Source organism: Ruegeria sp. YTSC192, assembly GCF_059609705.1.
In genome coordinates this window covers 34,389-52,480 of record NZ_JBXWMG010000007.1, presented here as the reverse complement: position 1 = coordinate 52,480, position 18,092 = coordinate 34,389, and the positions used below count along the sequence as shown (strand labels likewise).

Annotated in this window: 18 protein-coding genes; 7 read left to right on the top strand and 11 right to left on the bottom strand. The window is 59.2% G+C overall.

Features of this window, described 5'->3' with window-relative positions:
- Positions 1-2 precede the first annotated feature (2 nt).
- Positions 3-1,163, bottom strand: a complete 1,161-nt coding sequence (locus tag AC2FD8_RS11710) for an acyl-CoA dehydrogenase family protein (protein ID WP_496856298.1) — start codon at positions 1,161-1,163, stop codon at positions 3-5.
- A 99-nt stretch (positions 1,164-1,262) separates the two neighbouring features.
- Here AC2FD8_RS11710 and AC2FD8_RS11705 point away from each other — a divergent pair, with 99 nt between their 5' ends.
- Positions 1,263-2,180, top strand: coding sequence for a GlxA family transcriptional regulator (locus AC2FD8_RS11705; protein WP_496856296.1), 918 nt, complete (start codon positions 1,263-1,265; stop codon positions 2,178-2,180).
- A 90-nt stretch (positions 2,181-2,270) separates the two neighbouring features.
- Here AC2FD8_RS11705 and AC2FD8_RS11700 read toward each other — a convergent pair whose 3' ends face one another.
- The 10 genes from AC2FD8_RS11700 to AC2FD8_RS11655 all read right to left on the bottom strand — a co-directional run bounded on the left by AC2FD8_RS11700 (position 2,271) and on the right by AC2FD8_RS11655 (position 11,709).
- Positions 2,271-3,368: a M56 family metallopeptidase gene (locus AC2FD8_RS11700; RefSeq protein WP_496856294.1), complete on the bottom strand. Its 1,098-nt coding sequence runs from the start codon at positions 3,366-3,368 to the stop codon at positions 2,271-2,273.
- The gene (locus tag AC2FD8_RS11695; RefSeq protein ID WP_496856536.1) at positions 3,355-3,750 is read right to left on the bottom strand and encodes a BlaI/MecI/CopY family transcriptional regulator; all 396 of its coding nucleotides are present in this window, start codon (positions 3,748-3,750) and stop codon (positions 3,355-3,357) included. The genes AC2FD8_RS11700 and AC2FD8_RS11695 overlap by 14 nt, the downstream gene beginning before the upstream one ends.
- A 65-nt stretch (positions 3,751-3,815) precedes the next feature.
- Positions 3,816-4,217: a DUF2160 domain-containing protein gene (locus tag AC2FD8_RS11690; RefSeq protein WP_496856292.1), complete on the bottom strand. Its 402-nt coding sequence runs from the start codon at positions 4,215-4,217 to the stop codon at positions 3,816-3,818.
- An 8-nt stretch (positions 4,218-4,225) separates the two neighbouring features.
- Positions 4,226-5,023: a carbohydrate ABC transporter permease gene (locus tag AC2FD8_RS11685; RefSeq protein ID WP_496856290.1), complete on the bottom strand. Its 798-nt coding sequence runs from the start codon at positions 5,021-5,023 to the stop codon at positions 4,226-4,228.
- Complete coding sequence (locus AC2FD8_RS11680) at positions 5,020-5,883, bottom strand: carbohydrate ABC transporter permease (protein ID WP_085807799.1); 864 nt, start codon at positions 5,881-5,883, stop codon at positions 5,020-5,022. Before AC2FD8_RS11680 ends, AC2FD8_RS11685 begins: the two co-directional genes overlap by 4 nt.
- Positions 5,883-6,956, bottom strand: a complete 1,074-nt coding sequence (locus AC2FD8_RS11675; RefSeq protein WP_496856288.1) for an ABC transporter ATP-binding protein — start codon at positions 6,954-6,956, stop codon at positions 5,883-5,885. Before AC2FD8_RS11675 ends, AC2FD8_RS11680 begins: the two co-directional genes overlap by 1 nt.
- Position 6,957: 1 nt before the next feature.
- On the bottom strand, positions 6,958-8,007 hold the full coding sequence (locus tag AC2FD8_RS11670; protein ID WP_496856286.1) for an ABC transporter ATP-binding protein: 1,050 nt from the start codon (positions 8,005-8,007) through the stop codon (positions 6,958-6,960).
- Between the two features lie 86 nt (positions 8,008-8,093).
- Positions 8,094-9,833, bottom strand: coding sequence for an ABC transporter substrate-binding protein (locus AC2FD8_RS11665; RefSeq protein WP_496856284.1), 1,740 nt, complete (start codon positions 9,831-9,833; stop codon positions 8,094-8,096).
- 172 nt (positions 9,834-10,005) lie between these two features.
- The gene (locus AC2FD8_RS11660; protein ID WP_496856282.1) at positions 10,006-10,716 is read right to left on the bottom strand and encodes an aspartate/glutamate racemase family protein; all 711 of its coding nucleotides are present in this window, start codon (positions 10,714-10,716) and stop codon (positions 10,006-10,008) included.
- A gap of 75 nt (positions 10,717-10,791) precedes the next feature.
- Positions 10,792-11,709, bottom strand: a complete 918-nt coding sequence (locus AC2FD8_RS11655; RefSeq protein WP_496856280.1) for a LysR family transcriptional regulator — start codon at positions 11,707-11,709, stop codon at positions 10,792-10,794.
- A gap of 91 nt (positions 11,710-11,800) precedes the next feature.
- Here AC2FD8_RS11655 and AC2FD8_RS11650 point away from each other — a divergent pair, with 91 nt between their 5' ends.
- The 6 genes from AC2FD8_RS11650 to AC2FD8_RS11625 all read left to right on the top strand — a co-directional run bounded on the left by AC2FD8_RS11650 (position 11,801) and on the right by AC2FD8_RS11625 (position 18,071).
- A complete protein-coding gene (locus AC2FD8_RS11650; RefSeq protein WP_496856278.1) occupies positions 11,801-12,934 on the top strand; it encodes an enolase C-terminal domain-like protein in 1,134 nt (377 codons plus the stop codon).
- Entirely contained in the window at positions 12,931-14,181 is a 1,251-nt protein-coding gene (locus AC2FD8_RS11645) for an NAD(P)/FAD-dependent oxidoreductase (protein ID WP_496856276.1), read from the top strand. The genes AC2FD8_RS11650 and AC2FD8_RS11645 overlap by 4 nt, the downstream gene beginning before the upstream one ends.
- 50 nt (positions 14,182-14,231) lie before the next feature.
- Entirely contained in the window at positions 14,232-15,212 is a 981-nt protein-coding gene (locus AC2FD8_RS11640; protein WP_496856274.1) for a TRAP transporter substrate-binding protein, read from the top strand.
- Between the two features lie 68 nt (positions 15,213-15,280).
- Positions 15,281-15,814, top strand: coding sequence for a TRAP transporter small permease (locus AC2FD8_RS11635; protein WP_496856273.1), 534 nt, complete (start codon positions 15,281-15,283; stop codon positions 15,812-15,814).
- A gap of 4 nt (positions 15,815-15,818) precedes the next feature.
- A complete protein-coding gene (locus AC2FD8_RS11630) occupies positions 15,819-17,132 on the top strand; it encodes a TRAP transporter large permease (protein WP_496856271.1) in 1,314 nt (437 codons plus the stop codon).
- Positions 17,133-17,138: 6 nt separating this feature from the next.
- Positions 17,139-18,071, top strand: a complete 933-nt coding sequence (locus tag AC2FD8_RS11625; protein WP_496856269.1) for a hypothetical protein — start codon at positions 17,139-17,141, stop codon at positions 18,069-18,071.
- Positions 18,072-18,092: the final 21 nt, after the last annotated feature.

The window sequence follows — 18,092 nt, the reverse complement described above, 5'->3', positions numbered from 1 at the left end:
CGTCAGGCGCCCAACGGACGCAGGAGATCACGGCTGATGATGTGACGCTGGATTTCGCTGGTGCCATCCCAGATCCGCTCAACCCGCGCGTCGCGCCAGAAACGCTCGATCGGGAAGTCGTCCATCAGACCCATGCCGCCATAGATTTGCAGTGTCGTGTCGGTGACCCGCGCCAACATTTCCGAGGCATAGAGCTTGGCCGAAGCGATCTCGCGGTTCGAAGGCAGGTTTTCGTCCAGGCGCCAGGCCGCCGACAGGGTCAGCCAGTCGGCGGCATCAATCTCGGTGATCATGTCGGCGATCTGGAAGCCCACGCCCTGGAACTTGCCGATGGGCTGGCCGAACTGCTTGCGCTCGGCAGCATAGTTCAGCGCGTAATCGAAACAACGCCGCGCCCGACCAACCGAGAAGGCCGCAACCGTCAGACGGGTCGCATAGAGCCACTCGTTCATGACCGCGAAACCACCATCAACCTCGCCCAGAACCTGCGCGTCCGGCAAGCGGCAATTGTCGAAGTAGAGGATGTAGTTCTTGTAGCCCTTGTGACTGACCGAGCTATAGCCCTCGCGCACCTCAAACCCCGGAGTTCCGCGATCCACCAGAAAGGTTGTGATCCGCTTTTTGGGCCCTTTCGGCGTCTCATCCACGCCGGTTGCAATGAAGACGATGAAGAAATCCGCGTGTTCTGCGCCCGAAATGAAGTGTTTGGAGCCGTTGATGACCCAATCGCCACCATCCTTCACAGCCTGACACTTCATCCCCCGGACGTCCGAGCCCGCATCCGGTTCGGTCATCGCCAGCGCATCCATCCTTTCGCCACGCACAGCGGGCAGCAGATAGCGTTCGCGCTGTTCTTCGTTGCAGGCCATCAGGATGTTTTGCGGCCGGCCAAAGAAATGCGTCAGAGCCATGGACCCCCGGCCCAGCTCACGCTCGACCAGAGTGAAATCGAGATGCGAAAGGCCTGCGCCGCCGACCTCTTCGGGGAAGTTGCAGGCATAAAAGCCCAGGTCGATGCATTTCTGTTTGATCTCTTCGCCCAGCTCATGCGGCACCTGACCGGTGCGTTCGACCTCGGCCTCATGCGGGTAGATTTCGTTTTCGACAAAACTACGGACTGTCGAGACGATCATGTCCTGTTCTTCGGTCAGACCAAACTGCATGGTGCGATATCCTTGAATAGGTGATTGACGCAGGAAACGAGATTTATCATGGTCATGTTGTGCGAAGTTCGGTCATGATCGTGCAGAATTGGAAATTTATTGCGCCACAGGTTTAACATTCTGCTGTTCGATGGATTCTCGAACCACTGCCTTGCCAACATGGTCGAACCCCTGCGGGCAGCAAATACGCTGTCTCGGCAGTCTTTGTATGAGTGGCGGTTCTGCTCTGTGGACGGAGAACCCGTCCACAGCTCCAGCGGGCTGGCGGTGACGCCTGATGCCGCGCTGACCGACCAGCGAGGGGATATGCTCGTTGTGATGCCCTCCTACGGGTTTTTGCAATTGGGCACGCCTGCAACCCTGCGCGCCCTGTTGACGACTGCCAAGAAGCACGCACAAGTGGCCGGGTTGGATACAGGTAGCTGGCTTATGGCGCGGGCGGGATTGTTGGATGGACACCGCGCAACCATTCACTGGGATGAGCTTTCCCGGTTTGAAGAAGCCTTTCCCGCCGTGGACGTCGTGCAAGAACGTTACGTTATCGACGGACCCCGCCTGACCTGCTCCGGGGCGATGGCGGCGTTTGATCTGGCTTTGGCTCTTGTCCGCAAAGACCACGGCCCGCTTTTGTCGATGGAGGTTGCCCATCTGTTTATGAGCCGCGGTCGGAGCGACACTTATGCGCTGCCGATGAAATCCGAAGACACTCTGGTCAACCGCGCCTTGGCCATCATGCAGACGAGCCTTGAGACGCCTCTATCGATCACGCAAGTGGCGCGCAAAGTGGGTTGCACACAGAAACGGCTGGAAATGCGTGTTCAGGCGGATCTGGAAACCACACCGCAGGCGCTCTATCGTCGGTTGCGCCTGAACCTTGCGCGCAGGCTGACCGAAGAAACCGAGCAATCCATTGCCGAGATCGCCAGCCGGTCGGGGTACGAAAACGCCAGCGCCATGACCCGCGCCTTCAAGGCCGAGTTTGGGCAGACCCCCTCGGCCTTTCGCAAAAAGGTGTAACCGGACGGCCCCGCCCTAGTGGCACGACCATGGTGAGGTTTGCGGGTTCAAATGCTTCAAGGCGTCCCGGTCTGACCGAGGCGTCCTTTGTCAGTTACCGCTATTGCGGCGCTCCAGCCGCTCAAGGTTGACCACGGTCGACAGCATAAGCCGGTCATGGCTCCACCCTTCGGTCTGGCGCAAAGTGGCCGAGCCCCAGGCAAGGACAATCGCAAAAATCAAACTGAAAGACAGGACCATCACATGCAGCGGATGCCCCCTTACGGGATCGTCCGCCAAAGCGATCACGCGCTGTCGCAGCACCCGCTTCGCCTTGTTCCCCTTGACCAGCGCAACATTCAGCACCTGAGGACCCCCGCGCGAGACGGTGCGGGCACAATAGTCCAGTAGGCATTTGGCGTAGTCCACCGTATCCAGCCTGCGTCTGGCAACAATGGCCTGATCACAGCCAAGTTCGCGCAGCCGCTCGAACTGATAGCGCAGGATGTGATAGGCCGGGTTCCAGAAAAACAGCGGACGCAGAAACTCCAGCACCAATTCCCATTCAACATCGCCGGTGCGGACATGCTGAAACTCATGCGCGATTGCGAACCGCAATTCGTGTCGATCATTCAGCAGGTTGCTGGGCAGGATCACGTGGCGCCGCCGCAAGCCGCGCACGGCAAAGGGCACGACGATGTGATCCGACAGACGGACATCCACCTTGGCCGAGCGTTTCCACAGGAAGCTGTCCAGAACCGTCTGACGGATTTGCAGCGCGGCCCAGATTACGCGGATGACCAGCAGAGTCGAAACCAGCGCCAAAGCCGCAAGTGCCGCGATCGCCCAAACCGAACTGCCATCCAAAGCGGCCTCGACCCAGCGCTGGCGCGTATTCAGCAGCGTCTCAAACTGGGTTGCGGGTAGAGCAATCTCACCTCTCAGATAGGCTGCAACGGCCACGTCGCCGATAGCCATTGGCTGACCGGGCCAGATAATTTCGAACAGATGCGCCACCCCAAAGGCCAGCACGGGGCTGAGCATAAGGCAAAGTACCAGAGCCCTGAGCAGGCGAAACTGATCGGAAAAGGACAGTCGCATCGAGGTTCGCGACAGGACAAATCGGGCTGCGAACCACAACACGACCGATAGGATCAGAACAAAATTCAGTTCGAGATAGGCATCGAGAACCGGCTTAACCGCTGTCATTTTGCAGTCTCCTTTCTACCAATGCCCGAATATCCTCAAGATCCGCCTCGCTCAGACCCGCATCATCGACCAAACGCGCCACCAGCGAGGCTGGTGTGTTGTCAAACAACGTCCGCGAGAGGTTCTGAAGCGAGCGGGCCTGATACCGGTCCTTGTCCAGAAGCGGGCTGTAGATCAGGGTTTTTCCGCCCTTGCGGCTTTCGACAAAACCTTTTTCGTCGAGAATACGCAGGATCGTTGCCCCTGAAGTATAGGCCAGATTCCGTTCCGGTGGCAGGCGGTCCAATACATCACGCACCGAGCCTTCGCCTAGGGCCCAAAGCTCGTTCATGAACTCCAGTTCAACCTCGGTCAGCAGATTTGTCGTCTTTTTCTTTCGCATCGCTCTTGGTGTCGTCATGATTGGTGTGCCTGTCAGACAAGCATCCTTTCGTGTTTTGTCAAAGCCTAAACTTTCCAGAAAACGAAGAAACCCCAGCCAATGGACAGAAACAGCGGTGTCCAGACCGGTTGGCCCACGAAACCGAGCCACGCCAGAAAGATATAGGCCGCGCCCAGCAGCGTGATGAACAGGCGGTCGCCCAGCGTAGTGGTCAGGCCAAGCACACCTTTGCGTTCAATGCCGTCTCGGAACTTGAACCCCTCCAGAACGCCGATCAGTGCAATGGCCGAGAAGATGCCGACGAACAAAGCCAGTGTGGCGGGCGTCCAAGCCATCCAGAAATCAGGCCACAGCGGATCGGTCCACGAAAAGCCTTTTTCCTCTTGCTGGCCTACGCTGCCCCAACCCGCCTGCTGGGCAAATGCCACAGAGGGCAGGAAGGGAAGGATGATAAGAAGTTTGCGCATATCGAACCTCATACACGTCCCATCGCGAAACCACGCGCGATGTAGTTGCGGACAAACCAGATGACGATGGCGCCGGGGATGATGGTCAATGTTCCGGCGGCGGCCAGCAGACCCAACTCATACCCCGCGCTAGAGGCGGTGCGGGTCATCACGGCGGCGATGGGTTTGGCCTCAACCGCCGTAAGCGTCTTGGCCAGCAGCATTTCCACCCACGAGAACATGAAGCAGAAGAACGCCGCCACACCCACGCCTGCCTTGATGTTGGGCAGAAAGATCGTCACGAAGAAGCGCGGGAAGGAATAGCCGTCGACATAGGCGGTCTCGTCCAACTCCTTCGGGATGCCGCGCATGAAACCTTCCAAAATCCACACCGCCAAAGGCACATTGAACAGCGTATGCGCCAGTGCCACCGCCAGATGGGTGTCAAACAATCCGATGGACGAATAGAGCTGAAAGAACGGCAGGGCGAACACGGCCGCCGGGGCCATCCGGTTGGTCAGCAGCCAAAAGAACAGCTGTTTGTCGCCCAGAAACCGATAACGCGAGAACGCATAAGCCGCAGGCAAGGCCACACAGACCGACAGCACCGTGTTGATCGTCACATAGAGGATCGAGTTGATATAGCCCCAGTACCACGTCGGATCGGTGAGGATGGTGGTGTAGTTCTCCAGCGTAAAGGTCTGGGGGAACAGGGAAAAGCCCGACAGGATTTCGTTCGTGGTCTTGAAGGACATCGCCACCAGCCAATAGATCGGCAGCATCAGGAACGCGATATAGAGGATAGGGATAATGGAGCGCTTCTTCATTGCGCGTCATCCTTTGTCATCAGAGTGTAGAAGACCCAGCTGACCAGCAGCGTGATAGCGAAGTAGATCAGGCTCATCGCGGCTGCGGGGCCAAGGTCGAACTGTCCCAGCGCGATCTTCACAAGGTCGATCGACAGCAAGGTGGTTGAATTGCCGGGGCCACCGCCGGTCAGAACGAAGGGCTCGGTATAGATGTTGAAACTGTCCATGAAGCGCAGCAGAACGGCGATGGTCAGGACGGTTTTCATCTTGGGCAGCTGGATATAGCGGAACACCGACCATGGGCTGGCACCGTCGATCTTTGCGGCCTGATAATAGGCATCGGGGATCGACACGAGGCCCGCATAGCACAGCAGCACGACCAGCGAAGTCCAGTGCCAGACATCCATGACAACGACGGTGATCCACGCTGACAAGGGCTGTTGCGTCATGTCATAGTTGATGCCCAGAACATCATTCAGGAAATAGCCCAGCAGGCCGATTTTCGGCAGCGTGAAGATGTTCCACATCGAGCCGACCACGTTCCACGGGATCAGCATCGGCAGGGCCATCAGGACCAGACAGACCGGCACCCAGAAGCCTTTGCGCGGCATAGACAGCGCGACGATGATGCCTAGGGGCACCTCGATCAGAAGGATCAGGAAGGTGAACAGGAACTGCCGTCCCAGCGCGGCCTGAAAGCGGTCCGAGCGCAGGATTTGTTCGAACCAGCCCAGCCCTTCCCAGAAGAACTGGTTGTTGCCGAAGGTTTCCTGCACCGAGTAGTTGACCACCGTCATCATCGGCACCAGCGCGTTGAACGCGACCAATGCCAGCACCGGCAGGACAAAGAACCATGCTTTTTGGTTTTCTGTTCTCATCAGCTGCGCTCCTCGGTTGCGATCCAGCCGTCGCGGTAAACGCGGGATTGTTCTGGTTTGAATTGCAGGAAGACCTGTGAGCCCGGTTCAGGCACACTATGTTCGGTCACGGCCTTGAGGGCCGTGTTGCCGACCATCGCGCTGACCACATAGTGGCGGCCGATATCGGACACTTTGGTCACATGCGCCGGAATGCCGGTATCGCCGAAGCCCACATATTCCGGGCGGATACCCAGATCGGTGCGGCCACCGTCGCCATGGGTTGGGCCTTCCAGCATCACTTCATGGCCCTCAAACACGGCCCGGTCGCCTTTGGCGTCGCAAGGCAGAACATTCATGCCGGGGGAGCCGATGAAGTGGCCGACAAAAGTGTGCTGAGGGCGCTCGAACAGCTCAACAGGCGTGCCTATCTGCACAACCTCGCCGTCCTGCATCACGACCACCTCATCCGCAAAGGTCAGCGCCTCGGTCTGGTCGTGGGTCACATAGATCATGGTTGCCTGCACTTTCTGGTGCAGCTCTTTCAGCTTCGAGCGTAGCTTCCATTTCAGATGCGGGTCGATCACGGTCAGCGGCTCGTCAAACATCACCGCGTTTACATCATCGCGCACCAGCCCTCGCCCCATCGAGATTTTCTGCTTGTTGTCCGGGCTGAGGCCGCTGGCACGGGTGTTCAGCATATCTGTGACGTCCAGCATCTCGGCGATCTCATCTACGCGCCGCTTGATTTTGGCGGGGTCGACGCCTCGGTTCTTCAAGGGAAAGGCCAGGTTTTCACCCACGGTCATCGTGTCGTAGATCACCGGAAACTGGAAGACCTGCGCAATGTTGCGCTGATCGGGCGGCAAGGCCGTAACATCTTGATCATCAAACAGAATTTGCCCCTCGGACGGTGTCAGCAGGCCCGAGATGATATTCAGCAGAGTGGACTTGCCGCAGCCCGACGGCCCCAGCAGCGCATAGGCCCCACCGTCGCGCCACGTGACATCGACTTCTTTCAGCGCATAGTCCTCGGGGCCTTTCGGCGCGGGCATATAGCTGTGTCGCAGGTTGGAAAGCTTGATCTGTGCCATGTCAGGCCACCCTTTGGCCGTCTTGGCCGAAATACCGGCAATGCGCCGGGTTCATGTAGAAACTGTGATCCTCGCCGACCTGATAGGGATGAACCCCTGCCGCCAAGGACACCCAGTCGTCCGATCCATGTCGGAAATGCGCGCTGGAGTCCGATCCCGACAACTCGGTCACGATCACACGGCCTGTCAGTTCAACGTCAGCCTCGGATGTCCGGATCGGAGTGACGCGATGCGGACGCACAGCGACCATGTATTCGCCATCGGCCATGTTCTGAACCGCCCAGCCGCCACCTCCGGCAAGTTGCGCCTGTGTGCCCGATACTGTGATGCGGGCGACGTTGATCGGGGGGTCCGAGAATACGCGGGCCGCAGCCAGATTTTCGGGATTGCGGTAGATATCAGCCGTCGGGCCGAACTGCGTCACATACCCGTCTTCCATCAATGCGGTATGTCCACCCAGCAACAGCGCCTCTTCGGGTTCCGAGGTGGCGTAGACCACTACCGCTCCGCGTCCGGCAAACAAATCAGGCAATTGCTCACGCAGTTCTTCGCGCAGCTTGTAATCGAGGTTGGCCAGCGGCTCATCCAGGAATACGGCGCGGCTTTCTTTCGCAATCGCACGCGCCAAGGCAGTACGCTGTTGCTGCCCGCCGGACAGCTCGTGCGGGCGGCGATGTAGCATTGGGCGCAGTTGCAGCAGATCGGCGGCCTCTTCCACGCGCCCTTCGATTTCGGATTTCGCCATGCCAGCTACGCGCAGTGGCGAAGCGATGTTGTCGAAAACGGTCATATGGGGGTAGTTCACGAAGAACTGGTGGACCAGGCTGATCTGCCGCTTCTGCGTGTTCAGCTTTGTCACATCCTGCCCATCCATGAAGACCTTGCCCGAGGCGATCGGGTCCAGCCCGGCCATCATCTTGATCAGAGAGGTCTTGCCTGATCCCGTCGCGCCCAGCAGCACATTGAAATGGCCGGTCTGCAGCGTCAGGGATGTGGGTTTGATATGGATGACGTTCCCGACCCTTTTGGTCGCGTCTTTAAGTTCGATCATGTCCGTGAATTCCGATCCCGCAGCGCGATGCGCTGTCTTGGTCTTGGGATGGGGATGCCGCAATCGGCACCCCCGGTTTCAATCGCTTACTGAGACTGCCAGCGCTGAACCAGTTCGTCATAGTTGACGGTCTGGCCTTGCGGCTTTTCGTTCTCAAGCTTGGCCTTAGGCGAGCCTTCTTTCTCCAGCCAGAACGAGGCGTCCTGCGGCTCGTTCAGACGGGGACCACAGCCACCATAGACGTTGGCGGCCTCATCCGCGGCCTGCATGCGGGCCATGGTGATGTCCATTTCCTCGGCCAGACGGTCCATCGCCTCTTGCGGGGTGAAGGCGCCCGAGTTCACGTCACCGATCTGCTGCCACCAGATCTGGGCCAGCTTCGGATAATCCGGCACGTTGATGCCGGTCGGCGACCATGCCACACGGTCGGGCGAGCGATAGAACTCGACCAGACCACCCAGCTTGGGTGCGCGTTCGGTGAACGACTCGTGATTGACCGAGCTGTCGCGGATGAAGGTCAGACCCACATGGGACTTCTTCACATCAACAGTCTTCGACGTCACGAACTGAGCGTATAGCCACGCCGCCTGAGCACGATCCTCGGGGGTCGATTTAAGGAACGTCCAGGACCCCACGTCTTGGTAGCCGACCTTCTGGCCTTCTTCCCAATATGGGCCGTGCGGGCTGGGTGCCATCCGCCATAGCGGCGTGCCTTCGTCATCCACGGTGTTGTTGCCTTCGGACTTCGGCTTCACCATGTCAGCGGTAAAGGCGGTGTACCAGAAGATCTGCTGGGCCACGTTGCCTTGGCTAAGCGCTGGTAGCGACTGGTAGAAGTCATAAGACGCCGCACCCGGAGGCGCATAGGCCCGCAGCCACTCATCCCACTTGCGGATCGCATAGACCGCAGCCGGACCGTTGGCCGCACCACCGCGCGAGACGGAAGCACCTACAGGGTTACAGGTGCCCGCTTCCATGCGGATGCCCCATTCGTCAACGGGTATACCGTTCGGCTCACCCACGTCACCGGCACCAGCCATCGACAGCCAGGCGTCGGTCATACGCCAGCCAAGGTCAGGCGCGCGCTTGCCGTAATCCATGTGACCATAGATCGCGACACCATCGACTTCTTTCACGTCATTGGTGAAGAACTCGGCAATGTCTTCATATGCCGACCAGTTGACCGGAACGCCCAGATCATAGCCGTACTTTTCCTTGAACGCGGCCTTGTTGGCCTCGTCATCGAACCAGTCCTTACGGAACCAATAGAGGTTCGCGAATTGCTGATCGGGCAGCTGGTACAGCTTGCCATCCGGGCCGGTGGTGAACTGAATGCCCATGAAGTCATCCAGATCCAGCGTCGGCGAGGTTGTCGCCGCCCAGTCACCGCCCATCATGTCAGTCAGAGGATAAGCCAGTTGCAGGCGCGAGTGCGTCCCGATCAGGTCGCTGTCATTGACGTAACCGTCATAGAGGTTACGACCCGTCTGCAGCTGGGTCTGAACGGCCTGAACCACTTCGCCCTCGCCGAGGATCTGGTGGTTGACCTTGATCCCGGTGATCTCTTCGAACGCCTTGGTCAGCACCTCGGATTCATACGAGTGCGTAGGAATGCCTTCTGACAGAACGTTGATTTCCATGCCGGCATAAGGCTGTGCAGCTTCGATGAACCACTTCATCTCGCCCATCTGTTCGTCTTTCGACAAGGTCGATGGCTGGAATTCGTCGTCGATCCAACGTTGTGCTGCGGCTTCGTCGGCCCAAACGGGACCGTGCCCCGCAATGACGGCAGCCGCCGCCACTGCGGAAAGTAGATGTCTCCGCATCTGTTTCCTCCCAAAAACTATAGATTCCGGCGCAAACCGGATGGCAACCAACATCAGCGATTTATCGCGCGTCTGTCAAACTAAATTTTTAGTAATTGACGCAAAGGCAGAAATATTTCGCCTTATACCCTGTTATCGTTAAGTTTTCCCACCCTCTCGCAGGACCGCGGCTTCAAAACCTTGGCGGCAAAAGACCGGATTGAAACCACGTCACGAAGCTGACAATCGAGAAAACAGGCAACCCCGTCGCGCTTTGGATATCGGCCGCATAAGGGCACATATTGGTGCATTCCAGAACGATTGCGCCTAGTTCAGGATGGTTCTCTTGCAACCGCAGAGCCGCTTCGACATTGTCAGCGCACGCCTTCTCGACATCCAGAGACTCCTCATTCCCCAGAATTGCGCGCGTGAATTCCTGCCCCCCTTCCGTCGTCCCGATCGGCGTTCCTTGGGGCACCTGCGCTTTTCGCAAGTGGTCCTCCGTCAGAGTCGAGGCCGAGATGGTCAGGACCCCAGCACGCTTTCCGGCTGGCAGAGTGCGATTAACCATCTCAACCTGCATCAGCGACGAGGTTACGACCGGAACCGGAACGGCCTCGGACAATTCTTGCTGGAACAAGGACAGAAAACCGCAATTCGTGGTGATGCCATCCGCCCCATCGCGGACAAGGTCACGGGCCGCATCGACAAACCTGCCCAGCATACCTTCGGCCCCGCGTCGCACAACAAGATCGGGCGAGGCATCGCGCACGATCCGATACAGCACTGGAAACGGCCAGGTCGTTGCGTTGCCCATGTCGCCCGGAATGCGCGGAAAGCGCGCGTCGAGCATCAAGATACCCACCGACGCCCCGTAAATGGATTTCCCCCCTTGTGCGATCATCTGCCCCTCCTCCTGCGGTTCTGAACGTCGAGTCAGCCCGACAGTTTCACATCCCCATGCGGCTTGCCAACAGCGTTAACGGCGCGTCTGCTGCTCGACTGCCTTTGCAAACGCTTCAATCGAGGCCATCAACTGCGTTAGAAATTCTTGCGCAATGATGGACAATGGGCGGCCCTTGGCGGTGATGACCGCAAGATCCAACATCACGGGTGGCTGAAAGGGCCGGGTTTGATAGCCTGTTTCGCCATCGAATGAGACGGTGAACGGGTCTATCATGGCCACGCCCATGCCCTGCTTGACGAAGCTGAGCAGGTTTTCCGACAGGTGCGTGTGGATCTTGGTCCGCCAGTTGCACCCGGCCTTCTGAAACACTTCGCGGGTTCGACGGTGGGTTTGATGTTCGGGTCCCATCACGATGAAGGGTTCATTTTCAAGCAACTGTGGGGTGAGGACCTCGTGTATAGCCAACGGGCTGTCATCGGGGAAAGTCGCCAGGGTTTCGAACTGGAACACCCGTGCATTCAGGGTGTCGTGCAGTACAGGCATCTCGATAATGCCGATCTCGAACAGGCCCGACGTTACCCATTCCTGAATTTTCGACGAATATTGCGATTGAAAGCTGACCGACAGATTGGGGCGGGATTGCGAGAACCGCGCAATCTCGCGCGGCATGAAGCCGAAGGACAACATATGCGGGGCGGCGACCTGCAACTGGCCGGGGTGTTTGTTCTGCAAATCCGTAACCGCCTGCGCCACGTGATCCAACCCGCGCACCACAGTATCGACCTCACGATACAGCAGCTCGGCTTCGGGCGTCGGCAGCAAGCGCCCTTTGGTCCGCTCGAACAACGGCAAGCGTGCTTCACGTTCTAGCTGAGACAAAAGGTTGCTGATGCCCGGCTGCGAAATGCCAAGCACTGACGCGGCGCCGGTGACCGTTCCGGTCTCCATGATCGCGTGAAAGGCCTGCAGCTGGCGAAATCTGAGGGACATTAGATCATCATTTTTTCTGATAGTATAAGCAAGATATAGTATTTGAAATGATATTCGGGTCAAGGCAGGCTGCGTCCTGACCGGAGGTGGGATGTCTGATCTACAACAGAAAATTACGGGCTACGATCTGTGGCACCTTGCGCTGCCAGTGAGGTCACGGCGGGATCACGGCATCGGCTCGGTCGAAGGCGCGTGTGAGGTCGTCATCCTCAGACTAACCGCTGAGGACGGTACGCAGGGCTTTGGTGAGGCCTCGCCCTGGTCGGTTTTCACCGGCACGCCCGAGGCCACGTTTGCCGCGCTGGACCGTTATCTGCGCCCGCTGGTTCTGGGCGCGCGCCTGTCCGACCGGGCGGCCATCATGGCGCAGGCGGTCCACGTCGTCGCCCATTGCACCGAGGCCAAGGCCGCGCTGGAGGCCGCGCTGCTGGACCTGACTGGCTGTGTCTCCTCACTGCCGGTTTGGGCTTTGCTGGGCGGCAAGTGCCGCGATGCGATCCCGCTGAGCTGCTCTATCGCCAACCCGGACTTCGCGCAGGATATCGACCTGTTGGCGCGGTTGCGCGAAGACGGCATTCGAATCGTGAAGCTCAAGACCGGGTTCAAGGATCATGCGTTCGACATCATGCGGCTTGAATATCTGGCCCAGAACCACCCGGAAATGGCGGTCCGGGTGGACTACAATCAGGGGCTCAGCATCGAAGACGCCCCGGCGCAGGTGCGCGACGTGGCGCAGTTTCAACCCGGCTTCATCGAGCAACCCGTGCGGGCCCATCATTTTGGTATGATGGCGCAGCTGAGACAGATGACCCGCGTTCCTCTGCTGGCCGATGAAAGCGTCTTTGGTCCCGAGGAAATGGAGCGCGCCGCACGTGAGGGGATCTGCGACGGCGTCTCGGTCAAGATCATGAAATCCGGTGGCCTGACACGGGGCCAGACGGTTGCCCGCATGGCTGCCGCCCATGGGCTGAGCGCCTATGGCGGTGACATGTTCGAAGCGGGCTTGGCCCATCTCGCCGGAACCCACATGATCGCGGCAACGCCTGAGATCACATTGGGCTGCGAATTCTATCAGGCCAGTTATTTTCTGACCGAAGATATCCTCGAAACCCCTTTCGAGGTGCAGGATGGTCAGGTCATCGTGCCCGAGGGTCCCGGGCTGGGTGGCAGGCCGGATCTGGCCAAGCTCAACCACTATGCGGTTGCGAAATCGGGGGCAGCATGAGCGACAAGAAAACCATTGCCATCATTGGTGCCGGGATTGTCGGCGTCTCGGCCGCGGTCTGGCTGCAGCGGGACGGGCATGACGTGATCCTGATAGACAAGGCAGGCCCTGCCGAAGGGACGTCTCATGGCAATGGCGGGGTACTTGCGTCCTGCTCGATCGTGCCTGTGACTGTGCCGGGCCTGCTGCGCAAAGCCCCCCGCATGCTGTTCAGCCCATCTGAACCGCTATTCATGAAATGGGGCTACTTCCCCAGGCTTGTGCCTTGGCTGACCCGCTACCTGAGCCATGCAAAAGCCGAGGAGGTGGACCGGATCGCCGCCGCCCTGACCCCGATCATTGGCGACAGTTTGAACGACCACAAAGCCTTGGCCGAAGGGACCGGGGCGGAAAAATGGCTGGCCCCCTCAGATTATCTGTTCCTCTACCGTGACCGGGCACATTTCGAAGGGGACGCGTTTGGCTGGAACATTCGGCGCAAGAATGGCTTTACATGGGATGAATTGGCCGGGGAGGCCTTTTACAACTATGATCCGGTCTTCAGTCGCGACATCTCATTTGCGACCCGGTTGGCGGATCATGGGCATATCACCGACCCCGGTCGCTATGTGAAAGACCTTGCCGCCCATGTCGAGGCCAATGGCGGGCGCATTGTCCGCGCCGAAGTCGAAGATATTGCTCGCGACGCTGGCAAGGTCACCGGCGTGCGCGCCGGGGGCGAGACCATTGCCTGCGACACGGCCATCGTCAGTGCAGGTATCTGGTCCGGGCCTCTGGCCAAACGGCTGGGCATCTCGGTTCCGCTGGAAAGCGAGAGGGGCTACCATCTTGAGCTTGTCGCGCCGTCGGCGATGCCCCGCAGCCCGGCTATGGTCGTATCCGGTAAATTTGTTGCCACACCGATGGATGGGCGCATACGGTTGGCGGGTATAGTCGAATTTGGTGGGCTGGACGCTCCGCCCTCGCGCGCGCCATTTGATTTAATGCGCAAAAACGCCCGGGCCGCCTTTCCCGGTCTGACATGGAAGGAGGAAATCGAATGGATGGGGCACCGACCTGCCCCTGCGGACTCGATCCCGATCATCGGTGAGGTTCCCGGTATTTCCGGGGCCTATATGGGCTTTGGCCACCACCATATCGGCCTGACCGGCGGCCCCAAGACCGGCCGTTTGCTGGCTCAGATGATCGCGGGGCGCACACCGAACACGGATACCAGCGTCTACGCGCCAGCGCGGTTCGCAATCTGACCGAATTCGGCAAAAAGGCCGGACAAATGCATAACAATAGGGAGACTATCATGAAGAAACTTACCAGCCTTCTCGCGGCCACCGCATTAACCGCCGCTGCGGCCGCCCCGGCGATGGCCGAAAAATGGGACATGCCGATGGCCTATTCGGCCTCGAACTTCCATTCGGCCACAGGCGCTGAATTTGCCAAATGCGTAACAACCGGAACCGGCGGCGAGATCGAGATCGTGACCCACCCCTCCGGCTCGCTGTTCAAAGGCGCCGATATCAAGCGCGCAATCCAGACAGGACAGGCCCCGATTGGCGAGCGCCTGTTGTCCGGCCACCAGAACGAAAACGCGCTGTTTGGGTTTGATTCAATCCCGTTCCTTGCCACATCCTTTGATGACAGCGCCAAGCTGTGGGACGCCGCCAAGCCTTCGATCGAGAACCTGCTGGCGGAACAGAACCTGACGCTGCTTTATGCCGTGCCGTGGCCGCCGCAGGGGTTGTATTTCAAGAATGAGGTCAACTCGGTCGCCGATATGAAAGGCATCAAGTTCCGTTCGTACAATAACGCCACCTCGCGTCTGGCGGAACTGACCGGCATGCTGCCGGTAACGATTGAAGCGGCTGAGATCAGCCAGGCCTTTGCCACCGGCGTGGCGGATTCAATGGTGTCCTCGGGGTCGACAGGTTATGACCGCAAGGTCTGGGAAAGCCTGAACTACTTCTACGAAGTCGACGCATGGCTGCCGCGCAACTACGTGATGGTCAACTCGGACGTCTGGTCGGGTGTGTCTGACGCCAACAAGAACGTCATCAAAGCCTGTGCGGAGCTGGCCGAATATGCCGGCAACTGGCGCGCCAAGGAATATACCGGCTTCACGCTGCAAGGTCTGCGTGATGGCGGCATGACCGTTGGCCCGGCCTCTGACCAGATGGTGGGTGAGCTGAAGGAGATCGGCGTCACCATGACCAACGAATGGCTTGAGGCTGCGGGCGACGAGGGCAAAGCCATCGTCGATGCGTTCAACGCCGCGCAGCAATAACGCCAAATCGGGCGGCAGGTCCTTCTGCCGCCTGCGGCATCTCAAAAAACAAACCAAGCGGGGACAGTATGGCGGTTATGCGTGGGCTTCGGTCCGTTCTGGATTTCATTTATCAAGCCGCAGGCGTTCTGGCCGCACTGAGCCTGATCGCCATTTTGTTGCTGATCGTGGTGCAGATGCTGGCCCGCTGGACCGGAGAGGTCTTTCCCGGCGCGCCCGACTATGCCGGTTACGCCATGGCCGCCGCATCCTTTCTGGCCTTTGCAAACGCACTGAATCGCGGCAGCCACATCCGCGTGTCCATTCTGTTGAACGCCGTCCCGGACGGATTCAGGCGTATTCTGGAAATCTGGTGCTTCACCGTCGCAACGGCGGTGATGTGGTATTTCTGCTGGTACGCGTACCGCTTTGTCTATTGGAGCTGGAAGTTCAACGATGTCAGTCAGGGGCAGGACAGAACCGCCCTGTGGATTCCCCAATCTGCCATGCTGATCGGTGCCGTGATCCTTGCCATCGCGCTGACCGACCATCTGTTCCACGTGCTGTTCAAGGGGGATCACCGCATCACCCCCGATCTGGCCGACCAAAGTCAGGGGGAATAGTCGCATGGAAAACATCTCAATCATCATCCTGTTTGTCTTTGTCCTTTTCACCCTGCTGGGCACCGGCGTTTGGGTCGGCCTTGCCCTGATGGGCGTCGCCTGGGTCGGGATGGAGCTGTTCACGACCCGCCCCGTTGGCGACGTCATGATCACCACGATCTGGTCCGCGTCCTCATCCTGGACCCTGACCGCCCTGCCCATGTTCATCTGGATGGGGGAAATCCTGTATCGAACGCGATTGTCCGAGGATATGTTCAAAGGACTTTCGCCGTGGATGGCCCCTCTGCCCGGCGGGTTGGTGCATACCAATATCGTCGGCTGCACGGTATTCGCTGCGGTATCCGGCTCATCCGCTGCCACGCTGACCACCGTGGGCAAGATGTCGATCCCGGAACTGCGCAAGCGCAATTACCCCGAACGCATGATCATTGGCACCCTGACCGGCGCGGCAACCTTGGGCCTGATGATCCCACCCTCGCTGACGTTGATCGTCTATGGCGTCACCATCAATGAATCCATTACCAAACTGTTCTTTGCTGGTATCCTGCCCGGCCTCGTTCTGGCCTCGATGTTCATGGGCTATGTCGCGATCTATTCGAAACTGGGCAAGGACTGGCAGCCCAACATCGAAGCCAAGCTGAGCTTCCGCGAGAAAATCCACAACTCTCGCTTCCTGCTGCCAGTGATCCTGCTGATCACGGTTGTGATTGGCTCGATGTATTTGGGCTATGCGACTGCGACAGAAGCCGCCGCCTTTGGCGTGATCGGAGGGCTGTTACTGGCCGCCGGTCAAGGCTCGCTCAACTGGAAGACCTTCACCGAAAGCCTGATGGGCGCAACAAGGACCAGCGCGATGATTGCGCTGATCCTTGCAGGCGCGGCCTTCCTGTCGCTGTCGATGGGCTTCACTGGCCTGCCCCGAGGCCTCGCCGACCTGATCGCCGGGTGGGAACTGACTCGGTTCGAGCTGCTCATGGTGCTGCTGGTCTTCTACATCATTCTGGGGTGCTTTCTGGACGGAATCTCTTCGGTCGTGCTGACCATGGCCGTGGTCGAGCCGATGATCCGCGATGCAGGCATTGACCTGATCTGGTTCGGTATCTTCATCGTCGTTGTCGTCGAGATGGCCCAGATCACGCCGCCCATCGGCTTTAACCTGTTCGTGATGCAGGGCATGACCAATCACGAGATGAGCTATATCGCCCGCGCCGCCATTCCGATGTTCCTGATCATGGTGCTGATGGTTTTTGTTCTGATCTGGTTCCCGGAACTGGCCACCTGGCTGCCCGAGAACCTGCGTCAGAGCCCAAGCGGGTAGCCCCGCTTGAACCCGCTGCATCTGGCGGCCCGCAACGGCCCCTTGGTATTGGTCGCGGGGCTGGTTGCGGGGCTGCTCCTGCCCGGCCTGGCCGGACCAATGCGCCCCTTGCTGCCGCCGCTCGTCATGTTGCTGCTGTTCGTGACGATCCTGAGGATGGAGCCGAAAACCCTCATCGGCTCACTGTCAGAGCTGCGCAGCGTGATCCGCACCATTGCGACGCTTCAACTGGCGGTTCCGCTCACCCTGCTGGCCGTTGGGCAGGCCATGGGATGGATGAGTTCGCCGATCTTCCTGTCGCTGCTGATCGTCGCTGCGGCCCCCTCGATTTCCGGCAGCCCGAACATGTGCCTGATGATGGGGCACCCGGCGGAACACGCGGTGCGGCTTGTGGTGGTGGGAACCGCGCTTTTGCCCCTGACCGCCCTGCCCGTCTTTTGGCTCATGCCTGAATTGGAGGATATGCGCGCCGTCACCGGTGCCTCGGCCCGCTTGTTTCTGTCCATCGCCATTGCGGCCTCGGCTGCGATCGTCCTGCGCCTGACTGTCTTGCGAAACCCGTCCGCGTCGACGCTCAGCAATCTGGAAGGGCTAGGTGCGATCACCCTGGCTGTCTTTGTCATCGGCCTGATGCCATCGCTCAGCGCGACGGCACTGGAAGCCCCGGGCATCGCGCTGTTCTGGATCGCTTTTGCCTGCGTGATCAACTTCGGCGCTCAGGCGGCGATGTTCAGCCTATTGCGCAGGCGAAGCCCACCGGCACAAGCGACGACTATTTCTTTAATCGCAGGTAATCGCAATATTGCCCTGTTCTTTGTCGCTTTACCGCCCGAGGTCATCGCCCCGATCATGGTCTTTTTCGGAGCTTACCAGATTCCGATGTACCTGACCCCGACCCTGATGCAGCGGCTGTATCGAACGAGCGCGTTCGGACCCTAGATCGTTTTGCGTTTGGTTTGA

Bases quoted from the DNA above. Each gene is read 5' to 3' on its own strand.
- AC2FD8_RS11675 (WP_496856288.1), bottom strand. From the start codon at position 6,956: ATGGCACAGATCAAGCTTTCCAACCTGCGACACAGCTATATGCCCGCG.
- AC2FD8_RS11660 (WP_496856282.1), bottom strand. From the start codon at position 10,716: ATGATCGCACAAGGGGGGAAATCCATTTACGGGGCGTCGGTGGGTATC.
- AC2FD8_RS11670 (WP_496856286.1), bottom strand. From the start codon at position 8,007: ATGATCGAACTTAAAGACGCGACCAAAAGGGTCGGGAACGTCATCCAT.
- AC2FD8_RS11685 (WP_496856290.1), bottom strand. From the start codon at position 5,023: ATGAAGAAGCGCTCCATTATCCCTATCCTCTATATCGCGTTCCTGATG.
- AC2FD8_RS11690 (WP_496856292.1), bottom strand. From the start codon at position 4,217: ATGCGCAAACTTCTTATCATCCTTCCCTTCCTGCCCTCTGTGGCATTT.
- AC2FD8_RS11655 (WP_496856280.1), bottom strand. From the start codon at position 11,709: ATGTCCCTCAGATTTCGCCAGCTGCAGGCCTTTCACGCGATCATGGAG.
- AC2FD8_RS11695 (WP_496856536.1), bottom strand. From the start codon at position 3,750: ATGCGAAAGAAAAAGACGACAAATCTGCTGACCGAGGTTGAACTGGAG.
- AC2FD8_RS11680 (WP_085807799.1), bottom strand. From the start codon at position 5,883: ATGAGAACAGAAAACCAAAAAGCATGGTTCTTTGTCCTGCCGGTGCTG.
- AC2FD8_RS11665 (WP_496856284.1), bottom strand. From the start codon at position 9,833: ATGCGGAGACATCTACTTTCCGCAGTGGCGGCGGCTGCCGTCATTGCG.
- AC2FD8_RS11700 (WP_496856294.1), bottom strand. From the start codon at position 3,368: ATGACAGCGGTTAAGCCGGTTCTCGATGCCTATCTCGAACTGAATTTT.
- AC2FD8_RS11640 (WP_496856274.1), top strand. From the start codon at position 14,232: ATGAAGAAACTTACCAGCCTTCTCGCGGCCACCGCATTAACCGCCGCT.
- AC2FD8_RS11635 (WP_496856273.1), top strand. From the start codon at position 15,281: ATGGCGGTTATGCGTGGGCTTCGGTCCGTTCTGGATTTCATTTATCAA.
- AC2FD8_RS11630 (WP_496856271.1), top strand. From the start codon at position 15,819: ATGGAAAACATCTCAATCATCATCCTGTTTGTCTTTGTCCTTTTCACC.
- AC2FD8_RS11650 (WP_496856278.1), top strand. From the start codon at position 11,801: ATGTCTGATCTACAACAGAAAATTACGGGCTACGATCTGTGGCACCTT.
- AC2FD8_RS11710 (WP_496856298.1), bottom strand. From the start codon at position 1,163: ATGCAGTTTGGTCTGACCGAAGAACAGGACATGATCGTCTCGACAGTC.
- AC2FD8_RS11645 (WP_496856276.1), top strand. From the start codon at position 12,931: ATGAGCGACAAGAAAACCATTGCCATCATTGGTGCCGGGATTGTCGGC.